Genomic DNA, 18,895 nt, shown 5'->3' with positions numbered 1-18,895 from the left:
TTTTATGTTAAATTGCAAAAGCATAAAAAATCTATTCCCTTTTATTGAAAAGATAAAGCGTACATTTAATTCAATCATGATGAATAAATTAAAAGCCTTGGTTTGCGTGATTATTCCCATACTCCTCGCCTATGCCTTGAATACGAAGTTTGGGAATACCCCTCCACTACTTAAATTTCTGAATCCTTTCACAGGATTTTGGCAAAACGCGGAAAATAAAGCGATTTCCTCAAAAACAAATCTAGCATTGAAAGGAACCCTGAAAAACGTAGATATTGCGTTTGACGACCGTATGATCCCTCATATATTTGCGCAAAACGACCATGATGTATATTATGCACAGGGCTATGTAACTGCAATGCATCGTTTATGGCAAATGGATTTTCAAACACGTTATGCTGCCGGACGCTTATCAGAAGTAGTCGGCAAAAAAGCCATAGAACTTGATCGGTACCAACGCAGAATGGGTATGGTGTATGGCGCAGAGAAATCGCTGGAAGGCATGATGGCAGACCCGAAATCTAAAGAAATGATCCTTGCTTATACTGCAGGTATCAACGCTTATATCAGCAGTCTAAATCCGGCAAAACTGCCTTTAGAATACAAAATATTAGATTTTAAACCAGAAGACTGGACCCCATTGAAATGTGCATTATTATTAAAACAGATGTCGGCAGTGCTGGCCATGGGCTCCGACGAGTTTTACATGACGAATATCCGGAAGAAATTTGGCACCGAAGTAGTCAAAGATTTATTTCCAGATTACCCTTTCAAAGAAGACCCGATTATCCCTGTAGGCACCAAATGGGATTTTAAACCACTGCCAATTCCTACACCTCCTGCTGCATTTACAGAAATGAATACTGCGAACATCAAAACTCAGGAGAAAATTGAAGGTATCGGCAGTAATAACTGGGCAATATCAGGAGCAAAAACACTTTCCGGATCTCCTATCCTGGCAAATGATCCCCATCTGGACCTGACCCTGCCTTCCATCTGGTATCAGATCCAACTCCATGCACCTGGCTTAAATGCCTACGGAGTATCCCTTCCTGGGGCACCAGGAATCGTAATCGGCTTCAACCAAAACATTGCCTGGGGTGTCACCAATGTGGCCGCAGATGTGTTAGATTTCTACCAGATCAAGTTCAAGGACAATACCCATAAAAGCTACTGGTATGACAACCAATGGAAAAATACCAGCACGCGTTTGGAAAAGATTAAGATTCTGGGAGAAAAAACGGAAGTTGACACCGTATTCTATACTCACCATGGCCCTGTAGTTTACCTGCAAAAGCCTAAAGATTTCTCTAAAGCTGCAAATGTGCCGATTGGAAATGCCCTCCGCTGGATCGCACATGAGAAATCCAATGAGCTAAAAACTTTTTACTTATTAAACAGAGGTAAAAACTACAACGATTACAGAAATGCCCTGACTTATTACACTGCACCAGCACAGAACTTTGTATTCGCTTCCGCGGATAATGACATTTCCATCACCGCAAATGGTAAATTCCCTTTGAAATGGAAAGACCAGGGGAAATTTATCTTAGACGGAACAGATCCTAAAAATGACTGGCAAGGATGGATTCCTCCCTCGCAGAATCCAACGGTTAAAAACCCTTCAAGAAACTTTGTCAGCTCTGCCAATCAATCTTCTACAGATCAAACTTACCCCTACTATATCAATTGGGAATTCAGTCCTTATGAACGCGGCAAAAGAATCAACGACCGCCTTTCTGCGATGACTAAAGCTACTGCTGACAGCATCCGCCTAATGCAAACGGATGCTTACAGTATCTACGCACAAAACATCCTGCCTTATATCCTCCCGCTTGTTGATCAGCCAGGACTCAATGCGACACAAAAAGAAGCTTTTAGGATCACTTCCGGATGGAACAAATATTATGGCGCCCAATCTGTTGCAGCCAGCATATTCGACCTATGGACAAAAAGACTGATGTTCAATATCTGGAATGATGAATTTACCGTGGATGCTGTTCCAATGCGCTTCCCATCCAGAGATCGTACCGTTCAGCTGATCCAAAAGGAACCGAATTCCAAATGGTTTGATAACGTCAATACCCCAGCAAAAGAAACATTGAATGACGCAGTAAATGAAGCCTTCAAATATGCCTGCGACAGTCTGGAAAGAAAATATGGTGCCATCAGCATGGAATGGGCCTGGGCAAATGTGAAACATAGCAATGTGCCACACCTTGCCAAAATCCCCGGTTTTGGTTCTAAAGTATTGATGACAGGAGGTGGAAAAATGACCATCAATGCCCTCAGTGAAACGAACGGTCCTTCCTGGAGAATGGTCATCGAGCTGGGTAAAAATCCTAAAGGACATGGGGTGTTTCCTGGTGGACAATCAGGAAATCCTGGAAGCCGCTTCTATGACAACATGATCGATACCTGGGCCAGTGGCAAATTGTATGATCTTTATTTCATGCAAAGCCCAAATGATCCTGCTGCCAAAATAATTTCTACCTTAAAAATAACCAAAAAATAAGCCAATGGTTTTTCTAGTCATACTCATCGTATCCTTTTTATTGCAAATGGTCCTTCCCTGGTGGATCATCATCGTGATTTCTTTCGCTACCTGCGGATTGATCGGCAAGACGGCAAAAATATCCCTATGGGCCCCTTTCTTCGCCATATTACTACTCTGGATAGGCATGGCATTGTTTAAAAGCATCCCCAACAACCATATCCTGGCCGGCCGTGTGGCCGAAATGATTGGCGTAAAGAGTTGGTACCTCGTGTTGGCATTAACGGCAATTTTAGGCGCTTTTTCAGCCGCTGTAAGTGGTTTTTGCGGCTACCAATTTAGAAAAGCACTACTAAATAAAAATCAACCCGCCAACTAAAGCATTCTTGTGTATTTTTGCAGGGTGAAGAACTTAATCAAGCAAATATTTTCTATCTCTAATAATGAACAGTTTGAAGAAACCTGCCTAGAGGTATTTAAGCACCAGGTAGAAAACTGCAGCGTTTATAAAGCCTATATTTCTCACCTTAAGGTGCAGCCAGAGGGCATCAAATTCGCCAAAGAAATTCCTTTTCTGCCGATCAGCTTTTTCAAAACTCATGAAGTATTGAGTAGCAAAGATCCGGTAGAGATTACATTTAGCAGCTCTGGTACTACCGGAATGTCGCAAAGTAAGCACCTGGTAACCGACTTATCAGTCTACGACCAGAGCTTTACCTTAGCATTTGAGCAATTTTATAGCAGTATTGAAAATACTTGTTTTCTGGCTTTACTGCCTTCTTATTTGGAACGGGGAGGATCTTCGCTGATCTACATGGTCGATGCTTTAATCAGAGACAGCAAACATCCAGATAGCGGCTATTTCCTGCACAACCATGAAGAATTACATCAAAAATTAACAGCACTGCAGGCCAGCGGTCAAAAGACGATCCTGATCGGCGTCACTTATGCCCTGCTGGACTTTATCGAAAAGTATCCCATTAATTTCCCGGAATTGGTTGTCATGGAAACTGGCGGTATGAAAGGAAAAAGAAAAGAGATGGTACGGGAAGAACTGCATCAATTGCTGCAGGAAGGTTTCGGCGTAGCCGATATCCATAGTGAGTATGGTATGACCGAATTATTAGGTCAGGCTTATTCTAAAGGATCTGGTATTTTCAATTGTCCGCCATGGATGAAAATTTATCTGCGCGACACCAATGATCCGCTGAGCCTAGTCGAGAATAAAAGTACTGGTGGGATCAATATGATCGACCTTTCCAACGTAAACTCCTGCTCTTTTATCGCGACACAAGATTTAGGACGCCTGTTTCCTGACGGCTCTTTTGAAGTTTTAGGGCGTTTTGATAATGCAGATATCAGGGGCTGCAACTTGCTGGTCCAATAATTGAACTTACTAATATTATCGCTACAATTTTAAATAAAATGTGAGCGCATAAAAAATCCCGGCCTGATAAGGACCGGGATTTTTTACGCTATATTTTTATTATTTTGCAGTCAATAAGAAGTAATTTTTCTTTCCTTTTTGCACAATGATAAACTGATCATTCAAAAGGTGCTCTGAACCAATTACCTCTAAAGCGTCTTTCAATTTCTCTCTGTTTACCGCAACACCACCGCCTTGAATCAATTTCTTAGCTTCTCCTTTTGAAGCCAGCACAGTTGATTTTTCTGCCAGTAAAGTAGCTGCATCAATTCCTAACATCAATTCTTCTTTTGAAATTTCAAACTGAGGAATACCTTCAAAAATCTCTAATACCTGTGTTTCATTTAAAGTCTTAAAGAAATCTAAAGAGCCATTACCGAATAAAAACTCAGAAGTTTTAATCGCAGTTTCTAAAGCTTCTTCAGAATGCGTTCTCACCGTAATGTCTTCCGCCAATGCCTTCTGCAAAATGCGCAAATGTGGTGCTGCATCATGCTCAACTTCTAAGGCTTCAATTTCTTCTTTTGTTTTTAAAGTAAAAATTCTGATCCATTTTTTAGTATCATCATCAGAAGCATTCAACCAGAACTGGTAGAATTTGTATGGAGAAGTTTTCTCTGGAGCTAACCAAACTGCACCGCTTTCCGTCTTACCGAATTTAGTCCCATCTGCTTTTTTAATCAGCTTTGTAGTAACTGCAAAGGCAGTACCTCCATCTTTACGTCTGATCAATTCCGTCCCTGTTACGATATTTCCCCATTGATCTGATCCACCCATCTGCACTAAACAATTGTGGTGTTTCCACAAGTAGTAAAAATCGAAACCCTGGATTAATTGGTAGCAAAACTCTGTAAATGACAATCCTGAATCACCTTCAAGACGTCGCTTTACACTGTCTTTCGCCATCATATAGTTTACTGTAATGTGCTTACCAACATCTCTGATAAAAGTAAAAAGATTCATATCCTTAAACCAGTCTGCATTATTCACCATTACGGCACCGTTTCCAGTTTCCTCAAACGTCAGGAACTTCGAAAGCTGTTTTCTCATTCCAGCAAGGTTATGTTCTACCATATCCTCCGTTTGCAGGTTCCGCTCATCAGATTTACCTGAAGGATCACCAACCATTCCCGTTGCCCCGCCTACCAAAGCATAAGGTTTATGTCCTGCACGTTGAAAATGTATTAAAGTCATGATCTGGGTCAGGTGGCCCACATGCAATGAATCTGCAGTTGGGTCAAAGCCGATATACCCCGATGTCATTCCTTCATTTAATTTTTCTTCAGTACCGGGCATTATATCCTGCAGCATGCCTCTCCAGCGTAACTCTTCAACGAAATTGGTCATTATATATCTCCTTAGTTTGCCGCAAATATAAGACAAATATGGAAGAAGCTGAGGCATAGACGCAATTCAATCCCCCTCAGAAAGGGCGAAACTGAACAAAAATCGCTACTTTTAAAGCGATGAACTTTCTTTCCCACTATTATTTTGAACGAGACAACCCAGACGAAAACATGGTCTTAGGCGTCATTTTGCCCGATCTGATCAAAAATGCACAGAAAGAAATCAACCTATATCCACTAAAAGAAAAGCATCTTTTCCTAGTGGATTCAATTCAGTATTCACTATTAAAAGGCTGGGAAAGACATCTGGAAGTAGATCGAATTTTTCACAATTCAGACTTCTTTAAAGTTCAAACCCATGCTTTAAAACAGTTGATTTTACCCGCTTGTGAAAACAGTCCAGTAAAACCTTTTTTCCTGGCACATATTGGCATTGAGCTGGTATTGGATCATATTCTAACTGTAAAATGCATCGTCAGCATCAATACCTTTTACGAACAGCTGATCAAAGCTGATAAAAAAGCTATTGACCTTTTCTTAACAAACTGCGGAGTCACAGACACCAGTATTTTCATGAAATTCCTGGATAACTTCATCACGAGCCGCTACCTATTCAGCTATCAGAAGATTGAAAACATCTCTTATGCACTCAACAGAATTTGTATGCGCATCTGGCCAAATCCCTTTACGGAATCGCAGACAGAAATGCTCACAGAAAAACTGATCATTTACCGTGATGCCTTAACGCCGGAATACCTGGAGATTTTTAAGCGCATAGAAAGCAATCTGCCCCCTTTATAAACTGATTTTTCTATCTTTGTCTTATGCCACTTATGGAGATCAAAGACAAAATGGAAGCACTGGTTAAGGAGCTTAACCAACATAGTTACAATTATTATGTATTGGCAATGCCTACCATTGCTGATTATGAGTTCGACAAGAAATTAACAGAACTGGAGCAATTAGAAAAAGCACACCCAGAATTCGCAGATCCCAACTCTCCTACCCAAAAAGTTGGCGGAGATATCACCAAAAACTTTATAACCGTAGCTCACCGATGGCCAATGCTTTCGCTGGGAAATACCTATAACGAACAAGACCTGCGCGATTTTGACGAACGCGTTCGGAAAACAATTGGCGATCAGTTTGAATATGTATGTGAACTTAAGTTTGATGGACTTTCCATCAGCTTAACCTACGAAGACAACAAATTGGTTCGCGCCGTAACCCGTGGCGATGGTACCAAAGGTGATGATGTGACCACCAATATCAAAACCATCAGTAACATCCCTCATCAGTTAAAAAACGAAACTGTTCCTCCGCTATTTGAGATCAGAGGAGAGATATTTATGCACCGTGCAGCCTTCGACCGACTCAACAGAGAGCGTGAAGAACTTGGAGAGGTACAATATGCTAACCCTAGGAATTTTGCCGCAGGAACTGTTAAAATGCAGGATTCTAAAGAAGTAGCCAGACGTCCCTTAGACTGTTTCCTATATTCCCTGAATACCGATAAAAACTATTTCAAAACGCATTGGGAAAGTTTAGAAAGCTTAAAAAGCTGGGGCTTCAATGTCTGTGAACATACGGAACTGAGCAGTACCATCGATGATGTACTTGCTTTTGTACACAAATGGGAAGAGCAGCGTTTCAAACTTTCTTATGATATTGATGGGATTGTTATCAAAGTAAACAGCTATGCGCAGCAGCAGGAATTGGGTTTTACAGCCAAATCTCCACGTTGGGCAATTTCTTATAAATACAAAGCACAGGAAGTAGAAACCATACTGGAGAAAGTGACTTATCAGGTAGGACGTACTGGTGCTGTTACGCCTGTAGCCAACCTAAAACCGGTTCAACTGGCCGGAACAACGGTAAAAAGAGCCACCTTACACAATGCAAATGAGATTGAGCGATTGGATCTTCATGAAGGTGATACTGTATTTGTGGAAAAAGGTGGCGAGATTATCCCTAAAATTATCCATGTAAACCTGGAAAAGCGTAAGCCGGGTGCTTTAAAGATACATTACCTGACGGAATGCCCAGAATGTAATACCCCATTGATCAGAAAAGAAGGAGAAGTAGCCTTCTATTGCCCTAATGACGAAGCTTGCCCGCCGCAAATCGTAGGTAAAATCCAGCATTTTATCAGCCGTAAGGCGATGAACATCGACGGATTGGGTGATGAAACCATCGAAACTTTTTATCAAAAAGGACTGGTTGCCCACATCAGCGATCTTTACATCCTGCATGAAAAGTCAGAAGACCTGAAAACATTGGAACGTTTCGGAGAACGTTCTATTGAAAACATGCTGAAAGGAATTGAAAACTCAAAGCAGATGCCTTTTGAAAAAGTACTTTTCGGATTAGGAATCAGGTATGTTGGAGAAACCGTTGCAAAAAAATTGGCGGTCGGAACTAAAAATATCGACAAATTAATGACTGCAAGCCTGGAAGAACTCGTTTCAATTGATGAAATCGGACAAAGAATCGCGGAAAGTATCATAGAATACTTTGCCAAACCCGAACATATCCATCAAATTGAGCTTTTAAAGTCATACGGACTGCAGTTCGAAGTAGTAGAAAAAGAAATTACCCTGCAAAGTGACAAATTAACTGGAAAAACATTCGTAATTTCGGGAGTTTTTGAAAATTACAGTAGGGAAGAACTCAAAGAGATAATTGAAAGCAATGGTGGTAAGATCCTGAGCGGCATTTCCGCAAAACTCAACTACCTTGTCGCGGGTGATAATATGGGACCTTCCAAATTGGAAAAGGCAAATAAATTGAATGTCCCCCTGATTTCACAGGATGACCTATTAGCGTTATTGAAGTAAATAAAAAAGATGAACAAATTTCACGGAACGGGTGTGGCATTAGTCACCCCATTTAATGCAGACGGAACAGTGGATTATACAGGCCTTAAAAACCTGATCAATCACCTCGTTGAAGGAAAAGTAGAATACCTGGTATCTTTAGGTACAACGGGAGAAGCATCAACACTGAATAAGAGCGACAAGAAGAAGATCTGGGAATTTACTGCTGAAATTAACAATGGTCGTTTACCGCTCGTAGCTGGTATCGGAGGAAATGATACGGCTGAACTTGCCCAAAGTATAAAAGATTTCGAAGTGAGTGGTTATGATGCGATCCTATCAGCCAGTCCATATTATAATAAGCCAAGTCAGGAAGGCATTTACCAACACTATAAGGCCGTATCGGAAGCCAGTGCATTACCTGTGTTTCTTTACAATGTACCAGGCCGTACGGGCAGCAATGTAAGCCCAGAAACTACCTGCCGCTTAGCTAATGATTTCAAAAATATCATTGGTACCAAAGAAGCGTCTGGAAGTTTCGACCAGTTCAACCAGATCCTGCGTGATAAACCAGCAGATTTTATGTTGATTTCGGGTGATGATCCAGTGGCGATGCCGATGATCGCGTTAGGCGCAGTAGGTGTAATCTCTGTTGTAGGAAACGCTTTACCGAAGCAATTGTCTGACATGATCAGATTATGTTTAAATGGTAATTTTAAAGCAGCAGCTCCTTTACACCTGGACTTAATCGAATTCACCAGACTGATCTTCGCAGAAGGAAACCCTGGTGGCATAAAGGCAGCCTTAAAGCAATTAGGTGTATGTGACGACTATGTGCGTTTGCCATTGGTACAGGTAACTGATACCCTGCGCAAAGCCATCATTTCAGAAACCAACAGAATTAGTGCTTAAACATCATTAAAAGCATAAAAACACCGAAGCTGTAAAAACCTTATTCCATAAAAAAAGCGTCCCGGTTGCCTGGACGCTTTTTTTATGGAATCAAAAAGCTTATTTAGCGTCTTTGTTTTTAGTTTCCTGAACTTCCAAACGAATCGCTTGAGCTAAGTTCTTAAGATCCTGCATACCTTTACGAACACGTGTTCCCGCGGCGCTATTTGCTTTGTTGTAGAATTTGTCAGCATCTGCTTCTAAAGCAGCAACAAGTTCTTTTGCTTCATTAAATTTTTTCATCGTTAATTTACTCCTTTTTAGTTTTTAATGGTTTGATTGATACTCTATTACTAAAGTAAGGTGTTTATTCTATAAAAAAAAGATTTTCAGACAATAAATAAAGTGCTTTTGAAAACTAATTTTTAGACTCAAAAAAAAGACTGCCTTAAAAAAGCAGTCTTTCTTCAATTCTTATAAAATAGCCTAAGCCATAGAGAACTGATGTTCTTTGTAATAGCCCGTTTTCAACTTCTCAGACACCTCACTAAAAGCGTCTAAAGTGCGTTGTACGTCTTCCAAAGTATGAACAGCAGTTGGAATCAACCTTAACTCAATTAGTCCCTTAGGGATCACTGGATAAACTACAATCGAACAGAAGATGCCATAGTTCTCACGCAGGTCCATTGTCAATGCCGTAGCTTCTAACAGCTCTCCTTTTAAGAACACAGGAGTCACCATCGTATTGGTAATCCCTAAATCAAAACCACGTGCTCTTAAACCTTCTTGAAGGGTCGTTGCGATCAGCCAAAGACGCTCTCTTAACTCTGGATTATTTTTAAGCAGCTCTAACCTTTTCAATAAACCAATTACCATTGGCATTGGCAAAGCCTTCGCGAAAGTCTGCGAACGCATATTGTAACGGAAATAGTTGGTTAATTCTTGAGTAGAAGCAACAAAAGCACCAATACCAGCCATTGATTTTGCGAAAGTACCGAAATACACATCTACACCCTCAATACAGCCTTGCTCTTCATGTGTACCAGCACCTGTTGGGCCCATTGTACCAAAACCATGTGCATCGTCAATTAAAAGACGGAAATTGAACTCTTTTTTCAATTCAATCAATTCCTTCAATTTACCTTGTGCACCAGACATACCAAATACACCTTCAGTGATCAAAAGAATCCCACCACCAGATTGTTCAGTCAGTTTAGTAGCACGTTCTAATTGCTTACGTGCACTTTCAATATCGTTGTGCTGGTAAACAAAACGTTTACCCATGTGTAAACGTAAACCATCAATAATACAAGCATGAGATTCCGCATCATAAACGATCACGTCATTTCTATCTACTAAACAATCGATGATCGATACCATACCCTGGTAACCGAAGTTCAATAAGAAGGCATCTTCTTTCCCAACAAATTCAGCCAATTCCTGCTCCATTTGCTCATGGTACTTAGAGTTACCAGACATCATCCTTGCACCCATCGGGTAAGCCATACCAAAATCCGTCGCACCCTGCTTATCCGCTTCCCTTACTTCAGGGTGATTAGCCAATCCTAAATAGTTGTTTAAACTCCAAACTAAATGTTCTTTGCCACGAAAATTCATGTGAGGTGCGATATCTCCCTCTAATTTAGGAAAAGAGAAATATCCATGTGACCATTTCTGGTGCTGACCAATTGGTCCCATGCGTTTTGCTACTTTATCAAAAATATCCAATGTGTATTTATTTAAATGTTATGTATCTTATTTTTCTGCAAATTTAAGGTTAATCTGCTGTAATAGCAATTTTACCTGGCAGCGCTTTATTCCGCTTGCCCTTCCCACACGATTATTATGCCAAAAAAGCCTCAACAATAAAATTGCTAAGGCTTTTCAAATATTTAAATCGACTGGTTAATCAACGTTATCGTGTAAAAATGAGTTGTTAGGTCTGATCTCTGTTGATCCTTCCTCATCGTTACTCAAGGTAAATCTTGAAACCTGAGACTCTGAAGAATGCTGAACCTGTTCCAACTGCATTTGCTTACGTTTATAAGCTGGCTCATTTTCCAGTTCCTGTAAACCATTGCTGGTTCTCAGTTTCATGCTCAGGTCTTTTAATCTCAAGATACGCTCTTTAGATTTTTTCAACTGATCTTCAATAGAATCATCATTTTTATCATCATCGGCTCCTTGCTCCAGCACTTCCTGACGTTGTGGTTCTACATTGTTATGGAATACAGCTTCAGGTTTTTCAAAAGTAAAATCGGTTTCAGCTACTTTGATTTCAAATTCAAAAGAAGGATCTTGCTGCTCTTCAGCTACCGCTTCTTCTTCTACCAAAGTATGTCTGACGATGCCATTATTATCTGGTTCCTGATACCCTCTTTTATTGTTGCCATATAGATCACCAAAAAGATCAGATTGTTTGATCTCTTCTTTAGATTTCATCACCGGCTCATTGGAATAAGCTTCTGGTCTTGCTGCGATAAAAGAATTAACAGGCTCTACCGGTTTCACTAATGGGGCTTCCTCAGGCGTAAGCAAAGAAACTTTTCTTACATTCTTTTTTTCTTCATCACGTTGTTCCGTAGTTTGGAATCCAGTGGCAATAATCGTTACTGATAATTTATCCTCCAGATTCTCATCGATACAGTTACCCCAGATCAGGTCTGCAGATAATCCAGCTTTGTCCTGAATATAGTCTGTGATGATGGTCACCTCATCCATCGTTACTTCACGTAATCCTGAACTGATATTTAATAAAATATATCTGGCACCTTCAATCTCGTTATCTTTTAACAATGGGGAAGCTAAAGCGCCTTCCACTGCATTTAATGCTCTGTTTTCACCATCACAAGCAAAACTACCCATGATCGAAACCCCACTGTCCTTCATCACCGTACGCACATCTTTAAAATCCACGTTGATGTATCCAGGTACTGTAATGATTTCGGCAATTCCTTTGGCTGCGGTAGTTAAGATATCATCTGCCTGCGCAAATGCGGAACCTAAAGTCAGGTTACCAAAAATTTCCCTTAACCTGTCGTTCGAAATCACCAGATAAGAGTCTACATATTTTTTCAGCTCATCCAAACCATCATTGGCTTGCATCTTACGTCGCTTACCTTCAAAGGCAAATGGCGTAGTCACGATAGCAACTGTTAATATATCTAATTCTTTCGCTGCTTTTGCAATGATTGGGCTTGCACCTGTTCCAGTACCACCACCCATTCCGGCAGTAATAAATAACATCTTTGTAGTGCTTCCAAGCATCTGTTTGATGTCATCTATATTCTCTATTGCAGAGTTCTTTCCCACCTCGGGAATTGAGCCTGCACCCATTCCTTCCGTTAAGCTAGCACCCAGTTGTACCTTGTTAGGGATCGGACTAAACTCCAATGCTTGCGCATCTGTATTACAAATAATAAAGTCTACACCTGTAATTCCCTGACGGTACATATGGTTTACCGCATTACCACCACCGCCACCAACACCAATTACCTTGATGATTGATGACTTATCTTTTAACATTTCGAACTGCATATCTTTATGAATCAGTTGTTTAAAAATTCGTTTTTCCTGTTCATCTACCAACGTAATAATACCATTTTTTAACAGGGCTTTTCTATTACTGTTTGGAATGTGGAAAAATCGCTAATTGTGGATAAGTATTTATGATTTAATGTAATCTTCGTCGCTTACGTTCATATCGTCCTTGACGAAGTCTTTAGCCTTGGCCAGCAGCTTGTCGAACAGTCCACCACCAGAATTCTTGTTCTTGTCTTTAGGATCCTTTGGTTTTTCAACATATACGCCTGGCTGTTTCATTTCTTCGATCAGTTCTTCCGCTTTTTGAATTCCTTTGATCAGCAAACCAACACTGGTTGCATACATCGGGCTTTTCAAATCGTCGTAAATGGTCTTCGGCATGTCTTCATATTTCGACAAATGCTCATTCGGATAACCCACTCGGCAATCCAAACCAGTTACATATTCTACCAGTTGAGAAAGGTGTTTCAGCAAAGCACCGCCACCAGTGATTACTACACCACCGATTAATTTTTTCTCATAACCAGACGATTTAATCTCATAATAAACATGCTCAATGATTTCTTCCATACGGGCCTGGATCACATAAGCTAAGTTTTTCACAGAGATCTCTTTTGGCTCTCTTCCACGAAGGCCGGGAACACAAATGATTTCATTTTCTTTGTTCTCTTCAGCCAGGGCAGAACCGAAACGGGTCTTCAGCAATTCAGCCTGGTTTCTCATCACAGAACATCCTTCACGAATATCTTCCGTTACACTGTTACCCCCAAATGGGATCACAGCAGTATGGCGGATGATGCCTTCATGAAAAATAGCAATATCAGTTGTACCACCACCAATATCCACTAAGGCAATACCAGCTTCCTTCTCTTCGTCGCTCAACACCGACTCTGAAGAAGCAAGAGGCTCTAGTATTAATTCCTGAGTTTGCAACCCAGCATTGGTTACGCATCTCATGATATTTTTAACCGCAGTTACCTGTCCGGAGATGATGTGGAAATTCGCTTCTAAGCGCACTCCTGCCATCCCGATCGGGTCTTTCACACCGGGCTCATTATCGATCGTAAATTCCTGAGGCAAGACATGGATGATTTCTTCTCCTGGGGGCATCACCAGTTTGAACATATCATCAATTAATTTGTCGATGTCTTTCTTCCCAATTTCATTGTTCAGCTCTCTCCTGGTCAAAATCCCACGGTGCTGCAAACTCTTGATATGCTGACCAGCGATACCAACATTCACCACGCGGATTTCTACATTCGATTGACCGCTGGCAACTTCTACTGCCTGTGCGATTCCCTGAACTGTTTTTTGGATGTTCGAAACCACACCACGGGTTACCCCTGCTGATTCCGCTTTTCCAATGCCCAATACCTCTATTTTTTTATGCTGAGTGCGCCGACCAACGATCACGCAAATTTTTGTAGTACCAATATCCAATCCTACTACGATTGGAGACTGCACGATAGATTTTTCTTTGCCCATAACTATATCGATTTGCTGAGTTATATTCTTTTTGTTTTCTGGTATCTGTATTTTATCTCTTTTCTGCTGCCGTTACCGGTTTCTTAGCAGTTGTTTTTTTCTCTGTTTTTGCCGTACTCGTCTTTTTCAGCGGACTCGTAAGTGGCTTTGCTTTAACAACTGGTTTAGTTTCCGGCTTCTTGACCGGAGGTTTTACCGCTGCTGTTTTTTTGGGTTCCGATTTTTTCGGCTCCAGCTTTTTCGGCGCAGCGCTCTTTACTTCCGGTTTCTTCTGTGCAACTGGCTGCTTGATGGCCGGTTTCACTGTCGGAGCTGGCGCTGATTGTACAGCTGCTGCTCCATCCGGAACGTAAGGATCATCCGCATCGTTTTTCATTTCCCTTGCAATCTGCTGCAATACCAAGGCATTGACCAGCCCTTTATTCGCTTTTGCAGTATCCACAATCTTCGGTCGTTTTACACCGTTCACTATCTGCGAATCTGGTATATTCTTTTCACAAACCACCTGATTCGTATATTTTATATTAATCGTTTTATAGGTATCCCATCCCACTTTTGGCATGGCCTGCTTATAAAACGCCAGAAGATTTCTCATTTTCACCTGCAAGGAATCAGCAGAGCCCAGCAAGATGCGCTGGTTACCTACTCTTGGGATCAACTCAATATCCATTCTATCATCTACATACAATTGCTCAATTTGTGCATCCCACAAAGTATCTCTTTTGATGAACAAAGCCGTCTCGTACAAATCTGCTGCCAATTTGGTGATTAAAGTGTCTACTCTACCACTAAAACGCTCCATAATGTTTCCATTAGCTACCAAAACGTTGGCCGTAAAGTTCGGAGACACCGGCATTTTTAGTCCGTCACGGTCAATATAATAGTCCTGTCCTCCAGCATTAATTACCCTTAAAATCGGCTGACGCTGTTTGATTTCAATATGGATCACGCCATCCATGTCTGCATACACGGTTGCCTGAGCAATATAGGGATTAGATTGAATCTTTTTCTCTATTGCCTGCAGGTTGATATTTTCTAGCTTTTGACCGATCAAAGAGCCCTGGCTCTGCTTTAAAACCGCATCGATCTCCTCTCGCTCAATGAAATTATCTGCTCCAGGGATCAATATTTTCACATTCGTAATGGTCACCGTATCCTTTTTCATGCTGATGAAACTCATGAGCACAACCACCCCACACAGGCAAACTACCCATGCAAAGCATCTGAATACAAATTTCCAATTGATGTCTTTAAACATTAGTGAAATTAGTTTTTAATGGTTGTATTAACGTGTCAATATCTCCGGCACCAACGGTAATCAGCAGTTCCGGGTTTTTAGTTTTAATACGCTCCAAAACAAGGTCTTTCGCGCAAATCTCTTTACTTTTCAAGGTGATTTTATCGAGCAAAAATGCCGAATCAACGCCTTCAATCGGCAGCTCTCTTGCCGGGTAAATGTCCAGTAAAATCAGGTCATCTACGGTACTCAGTACTGCTGCAAATCCATCGGCAAAATCGCGTGTGCGACTGAACAAATGGGGCTGAAAAATCACCGTCATTTTCTTCTCCGGATACAGTTGTCTGACCGCATGAAAACAAGCTTTTAATTCTTCAGGATGATGTGCGTAATCGTCGATATAAATGTGATTTTTTGTATTCACAATATATTCAAACCTTCTTTTTACTCCTTTAAAACTGGCAATAGCGCCCTTTATTTGATCCGCATCAATGCCTAGCTTTAAGGCCACCGCTATTGCCGCTACTGCATTTTCAACGTTGTGTTTTCCTGGCAACATTAACGCTACATCGGAAATCTCAACCGCTCCATCTACATAATCAAAAACAAACTTTGATCCTGCTACACGAATATTTTCCCCTTTGATCGGAGAATCCATTCCAGCACTATAATTCAGGCCGCCTTCCAAAGGCAAACCTGCCTTAACGAACAAAGTCCCTTCCGGTTTCAATTGTCCGGCAAACAGCCGGAAAGATTCTTGCAGCTGATTCGCATCACCATAGATATCCAGGTGATCCGCATCCATAGAAGTAATCACCGAAATATCCGGATGTAAAGTCAGGAAAGAACGGTCATATTCATCGGCTTCCACCACAACTACATGGTTGGTTCCCAATAAAAAATTGCTATTATAATTGCTGGCAATGCCGCCTAAAAAAGCGGTACAGCCAAAACCGGTAGCCGTCAGCACATGTGCAATGATCGAAGAAGTAGTGGTCTTTCCATGAGTACCGGCAACAGCAATACAAAACTGTCCTTCGCTGATAATCCCTAATACTTCAGAACGTTTCTTCATCACAAAGCCCTGCTCCTGAAAATAATGAAGCAAAGCACTATTTTTAGGAATCGCAGGTGTATATACCACTAAAGTATATTCATCATTGGTTAAAAAATCTACTGGCAGGCTGAACACCTCATCCACATAAGAAATGGCAATTCCTTCCTGTTCTAAAGCGATGGTCAAGGTAGTACGCGTCTTATCATAACCACAAACCTCGCAGCCTCTGTTTTTGAAATAACGGGCCAATGCACTCATGCCAATCCCGCCAATGCCTACAAAATAAATCCTCTTAATCTTATCTAACTTCACGTAGACCTCCTTTCCCTGCTAAAATTAACACCTCTTCTGCAATGATGTGATCCGCATCAGGCAGAGCCATTTTTCCTATATTCTCAGAAAGCGTTTTACAGCGATCCTTATCTTTTAACAACGTTAACGCTTCTGATACCAGCATATCTTCTGCAGAGCGATCGGCAATTAAAAGTGCCGCATGGTGCTTCACCAATGCCATTGCGTTTTTCGTCTGGTGGTCTTCCGCTACATTTGGCGAAGGCACCAGAATTACCGGTTTTTTAATCAGACAAAGCTCTGCAATCGTACCAGCCCCTGCTCTGGAAATGATCAGATCGGCAGCAGCATAAGCCATGTCCATCTTATTCAGAAACTCCAGAATACATACATTCGGATGGTAATCCAAACCTAAGCGCTCCACAATCCCTTTATAATAAAACTTGCCCGTCTGCCAGATTACCTGAACATCTTCAGCAATTAAATCTTGTAAATGCTTTTCAATACTTTTGTTTAAGGTACCTGCCCCCAAACTACCACCTGTCACCAGAATGGTCTTCTTTAATGGATCCAGTTTCAATAATTCGGCTCCAGCATGGTGTTTCTGCGCAATGTCTACCACATCTTTCCTAACTGGATTTCCTGTTTTCAGGATATTCGCTGCAGGGAAAAACTGGTCCATATCGTCAAAAGCCACACATATTTTCGAAGCTTTTTTCCCCAACCATTTATTGGTTACCCCGGCATAGGAGTTTTGCTCCTGAATCAGGTAAGGAATATTTTTTAATGATGCAGCAAATAAGATGGGTCCGGAAGCATAACCTCCTACACCAACTACTACATCAGGTTTAAAATCAGCAATTAACTGCAAGGCTTTACGCATGCTTCCTAGCATTTTAAATGGCAAACTTAAATTTTTTACGATCGAGCCTCTTTGTATACCGCTGATGTTTAAACCAATGATCTTATAACCGGCAGCAGGAACCTTTTCCATTTCCATTCTGCCTGTTGCGCCGACAAATAAAATCTCACAGCTAGGCTCCATGCGTTTTAAGGCATTCGCTATCGATATCGCCGGAAAAATATGTCCGCCAGTACCACCACCTGAAATAATTACTCTCGTTGCTCTCTTCATCTTCTTAATCTATAGCAGGAATCTCACCTACCACTACTTTTTTATGACTATTCTCTTCTACATCCCTGCTCACACTCAGGATAATTCCAAAGGCGATACTGGTAAAAATCATGGAAGTACCTCCCATGCTGACCAATGGTAAAGGCACCCCGGTAACCGGACCTAAACCAACGGCTACGGCCATATTGGCAAAAGCCTGAATCGTCAGACTAAAGCTCAATCCGGCAGCCAGCAAGGCCCCGAAGGCCTTGGGACTTTGCGTCACAATCCGAACGCATCGGTAGAGCAGTACGAGGTACAGCACAATCACCGTCATTGCTCCCAGCAAACCATATTCTTCCACGATAATCGCGAAGATAAAATCCGAATATGGGTGAGGTAAGAAATTTCTTTGCGTACTATTTCCAGGACCTTTTCCAAAAACACCACCAGTTGCCAATGCGATTTTGGATTGATCTGCCTGATAGGTCTTATCCGAATTTTGCAGCTCCGGATGTAAGAATGAGTTTACCCTGGATTTATACGTTCCTGCTCTAGGCCCTAAAAACACAATAAACAAGAGCAATACTGCACCACCGGCACAAACTATGGAGATCTGTTTAATAGAGATCCTGCCGATAATCAACAAAAGGATACTCACCCCAAACAACATAATTGCCGTCGATAAATTCGCCCAGGCAATCAGTACAAAAACCACACATACCGATCCCATAATTGGAAGAAAGGCTTCTTTTACATCTTTAATATTTTCCTGCTTCTTCGTCAGCATCCTTGCCAAAAAAGTAATCAGTGCCAATTTTGCCAAATCGGAAGTCTGGAAGGTCAATCCAATTACCGGAATCTTTACCCAACGCGAAGCATCATTGATATTCGCTCCAAACACCGCGGTATAGAACAACAGTGGAATGGTAATAATCATCAGGATTTTGGAGATTCCAGCATAATATTTATAATCCAGTAAATGCGAGATATAGATCATCCCTATACCCATGATCACAAAGATCAAGTGCTTGGTCAATAAAACTTTTTCTACGGTTTTATTCACTTTATAGGCATACGTTCCAGTTGCACTATACACCGTAAGTATAGAGATCAGCGATAAAAGGATGATGATCAGCCATATCCAGCGATCTCCTTTTGTCTTGTCTAAAATCTGATTAATTGCGATCATAAC

General features: G+C 41.2%; 15 protein-coding genes. 6 read left to right on the top strand and 9 right to left on the bottom strand.

Annotated features, from left to right (window positions below; all coding sequences use genetic code 11):
- Nucleotides 1–76: 76 nt before the first annotated feature.
- Genes H9X96_RS17270 through H9X96_RS17260 form a run of 3 tightly spaced genes read left to right on the top strand, consistent with a single transcriptional unit; the run spans nt 77 to nt 3,881 of the window.
- Nucleotides 77–2,515: a penicillin acylase family protein gene (locus tag H9X96_RS17270; protein ID WP_370576754.1), complete on the top strand. Its 2,439-nt coding sequence runs from the start codon at nt 77–79 to the stop codon at nt 2,513–2,515.
- A gap of 4 nt (nt 2,516–2,519) precedes the next feature.
- The gene (locus H9X96_RS17265) at nt 2,520–2,873 is read left to right on the top strand and encodes a hypothetical protein (RefSeq protein ID WP_187667490.1); all 354 of its coding nucleotides are present in this window, start codon (nt 2,520–2,522) and stop codon (nt 2,871–2,873) included.
- Nucleotides 2,874–2,897: 24 nt separating this feature from the next.
- Nucleotides 2,898–3,881, top strand: a complete 984-nt coding sequence (locus H9X96_RS17260; protein ID WP_187667489.1) for an acyl transferase — start codon at nt 2,898–2,900, stop codon at nt 3,879–3,881.
- Nucleotides 3,882–3,980: 99 nt separating this feature from the next.
- Here H9X96_RS17260 and tyrS read toward each other — a convergent pair whose 3' ends face one another.
- Nucleotides 3,981–5,267: a tyrosine--tRNA ligase gene (tyrS, locus tag H9X96_RS17255; protein WP_187667488.1), complete on the bottom strand. Its 1,287-nt coding sequence runs from the start codon at nt 5,265–5,267 to the stop codon at nt 3,981–3,983.
- 119 nt (nt 5,268–5,386) lie between these two features.
- Between tyrS and H9X96_RS17250 the strand changes: the two genes are divergently transcribed.
- Genes H9X96_RS17250 through dapA form a run of 3 tightly spaced genes read left to right on the top strand, consistent with a single transcriptional unit; the run spans nt 5,387 to nt 8,994 of the window.
- A complete protein-coding gene (locus H9X96_RS17250; RefSeq protein WP_187667487.1) occupies nt 5,387–6,067 on the top strand; it encodes a hypothetical protein in 681 nt (226 codons plus the stop codon).
- Nucleotides 6,068–6,090: 23 nt separating this feature from the next.
- On the top strand, nt 6,091–8,103 hold the full coding sequence (ligA, locus tag H9X96_RS17245) for an NAD-dependent DNA ligase LigA (protein ID WP_187667486.1): 2,013 nt from the start codon (nt 6,091–6,093) through the stop codon (nt 8,101–8,103).
- A gap of 9 nt (nt 8,104–8,112) precedes the next feature.
- Complete coding sequence (gene dapA, locus H9X96_RS17240; RefSeq protein ID WP_187667485.1) at nt 8,113–8,994, top strand: 4-hydroxy-tetrahydrodipicolinate synthase; 882 nt, start codon at nt 8,113–8,115, stop codon at nt 8,992–8,994.
- A gap of 99 nt (nt 8,995–9,093) precedes the next feature.
- Here the strand turns inward: dapA and H9X96_RS17235 are convergent, their stop codons facing one another.
- From H9X96_RS17235 to H9X96_RS17200, 8 genes are all read right to left on the bottom strand, one after another.
- Nucleotides 9,094–9,276: a hypothetical protein gene (locus H9X96_RS17235; protein WP_062547107.1), complete on the bottom strand. Its 183-nt coding sequence runs from the start codon at nt 9,274–9,276 to the stop codon at nt 9,094–9,096.
- Between the two features lie 183 nt (nt 9,277–9,459).
- On the bottom strand, nt 9,460–10,701 hold the full coding sequence (locus tag H9X96_RS17230; protein ID WP_187667484.1) for an aminotransferase class I/II-fold pyridoxal phosphate-dependent enzyme: 1,242 nt from the start codon (nt 10,699–10,701) through the stop codon (nt 9,460–9,462).
- Nucleotides 10,702–10,878: 177 nt separating this feature from the next.
- Complete coding sequence (ftsZ, locus tag H9X96_RS17225) at nt 10,879–12,510, bottom strand: cell division protein FtsZ (RefSeq protein ID WP_187667483.1); 1,632 nt, start codon at nt 12,508–12,510, stop codon at nt 10,879–10,881.
- A 129-nt stretch (nt 12,511–12,639) separates the two neighbouring features.
- Nucleotides 12,640–14,001: a cell division protein FtsA gene (gene ftsA, locus H9X96_RS17220; protein ID WP_062547105.1), complete on the bottom strand. Its 1,362-nt coding sequence runs from the start codon at nt 13,999–14,001 to the stop codon at nt 12,640–12,642.
- A gap of 52 nt (nt 14,002–14,053) precedes the next feature.
- Nucleotides 14,054–15,259 carry an FtsQ-type POTRA domain-containing protein gene (locus H9X96_RS17215; protein ID WP_187667482.1) on the bottom strand — a complete coding sequence of 402 codons (1,206 nt, stop codon included), beginning with the start codon at nt 15,257–15,259 and terminating at the stop codon, nt 14,054–14,056.
- Nucleotides 15,252–16,607 (bottom strand): UDP-N-acetylmuramate--L-alanine ligase, encoded by a 1,356-nt coding sequence (gene murC / locus H9X96_RS17210; protein WP_187667481.1) that lies wholly within the window; start codon nt 16,605–16,607, stop codon nt 15,252–15,254. The genes H9X96_RS17215 and murC overlap by 8 nt, the downstream gene beginning before the upstream one ends.
- Entirely contained in the window at nt 16,594–17,721 is a 1,128-nt protein-coding gene (murG, locus tag H9X96_RS17205; protein ID WP_187667480.1) for an undecaprenyldiphospho-muramoylpentapeptide beta-N-acetylglucosaminyltransferase, read from the bottom strand. The genes murC and murG overlap by 14 nt, the downstream gene beginning before the upstream one ends.
- Before the next feature lie 4 nt (nt 17,722–17,725).
- Entirely contained in the window at nt 17,726–18,892 is a 1,167-nt protein-coding gene (locus tag H9X96_RS17200) for an FtsW/RodA/SpoVE family cell cycle protein (protein WP_187667479.1), read from the bottom strand.
- Nucleotides 18,893–18,895: the final 3 nt, after the last annotated feature.

Source organism: Pedobacter sp. N36a, assembly GCF_014472395.1.
GTDB lineage: Bacteria > Bacteroidota > Bacteroidia > Sphingobacteriales > Sphingobacteriaceae > Pedobacter.
This window is presented reverse-complemented; position numbering and strand designations above follow the sequence as displayed.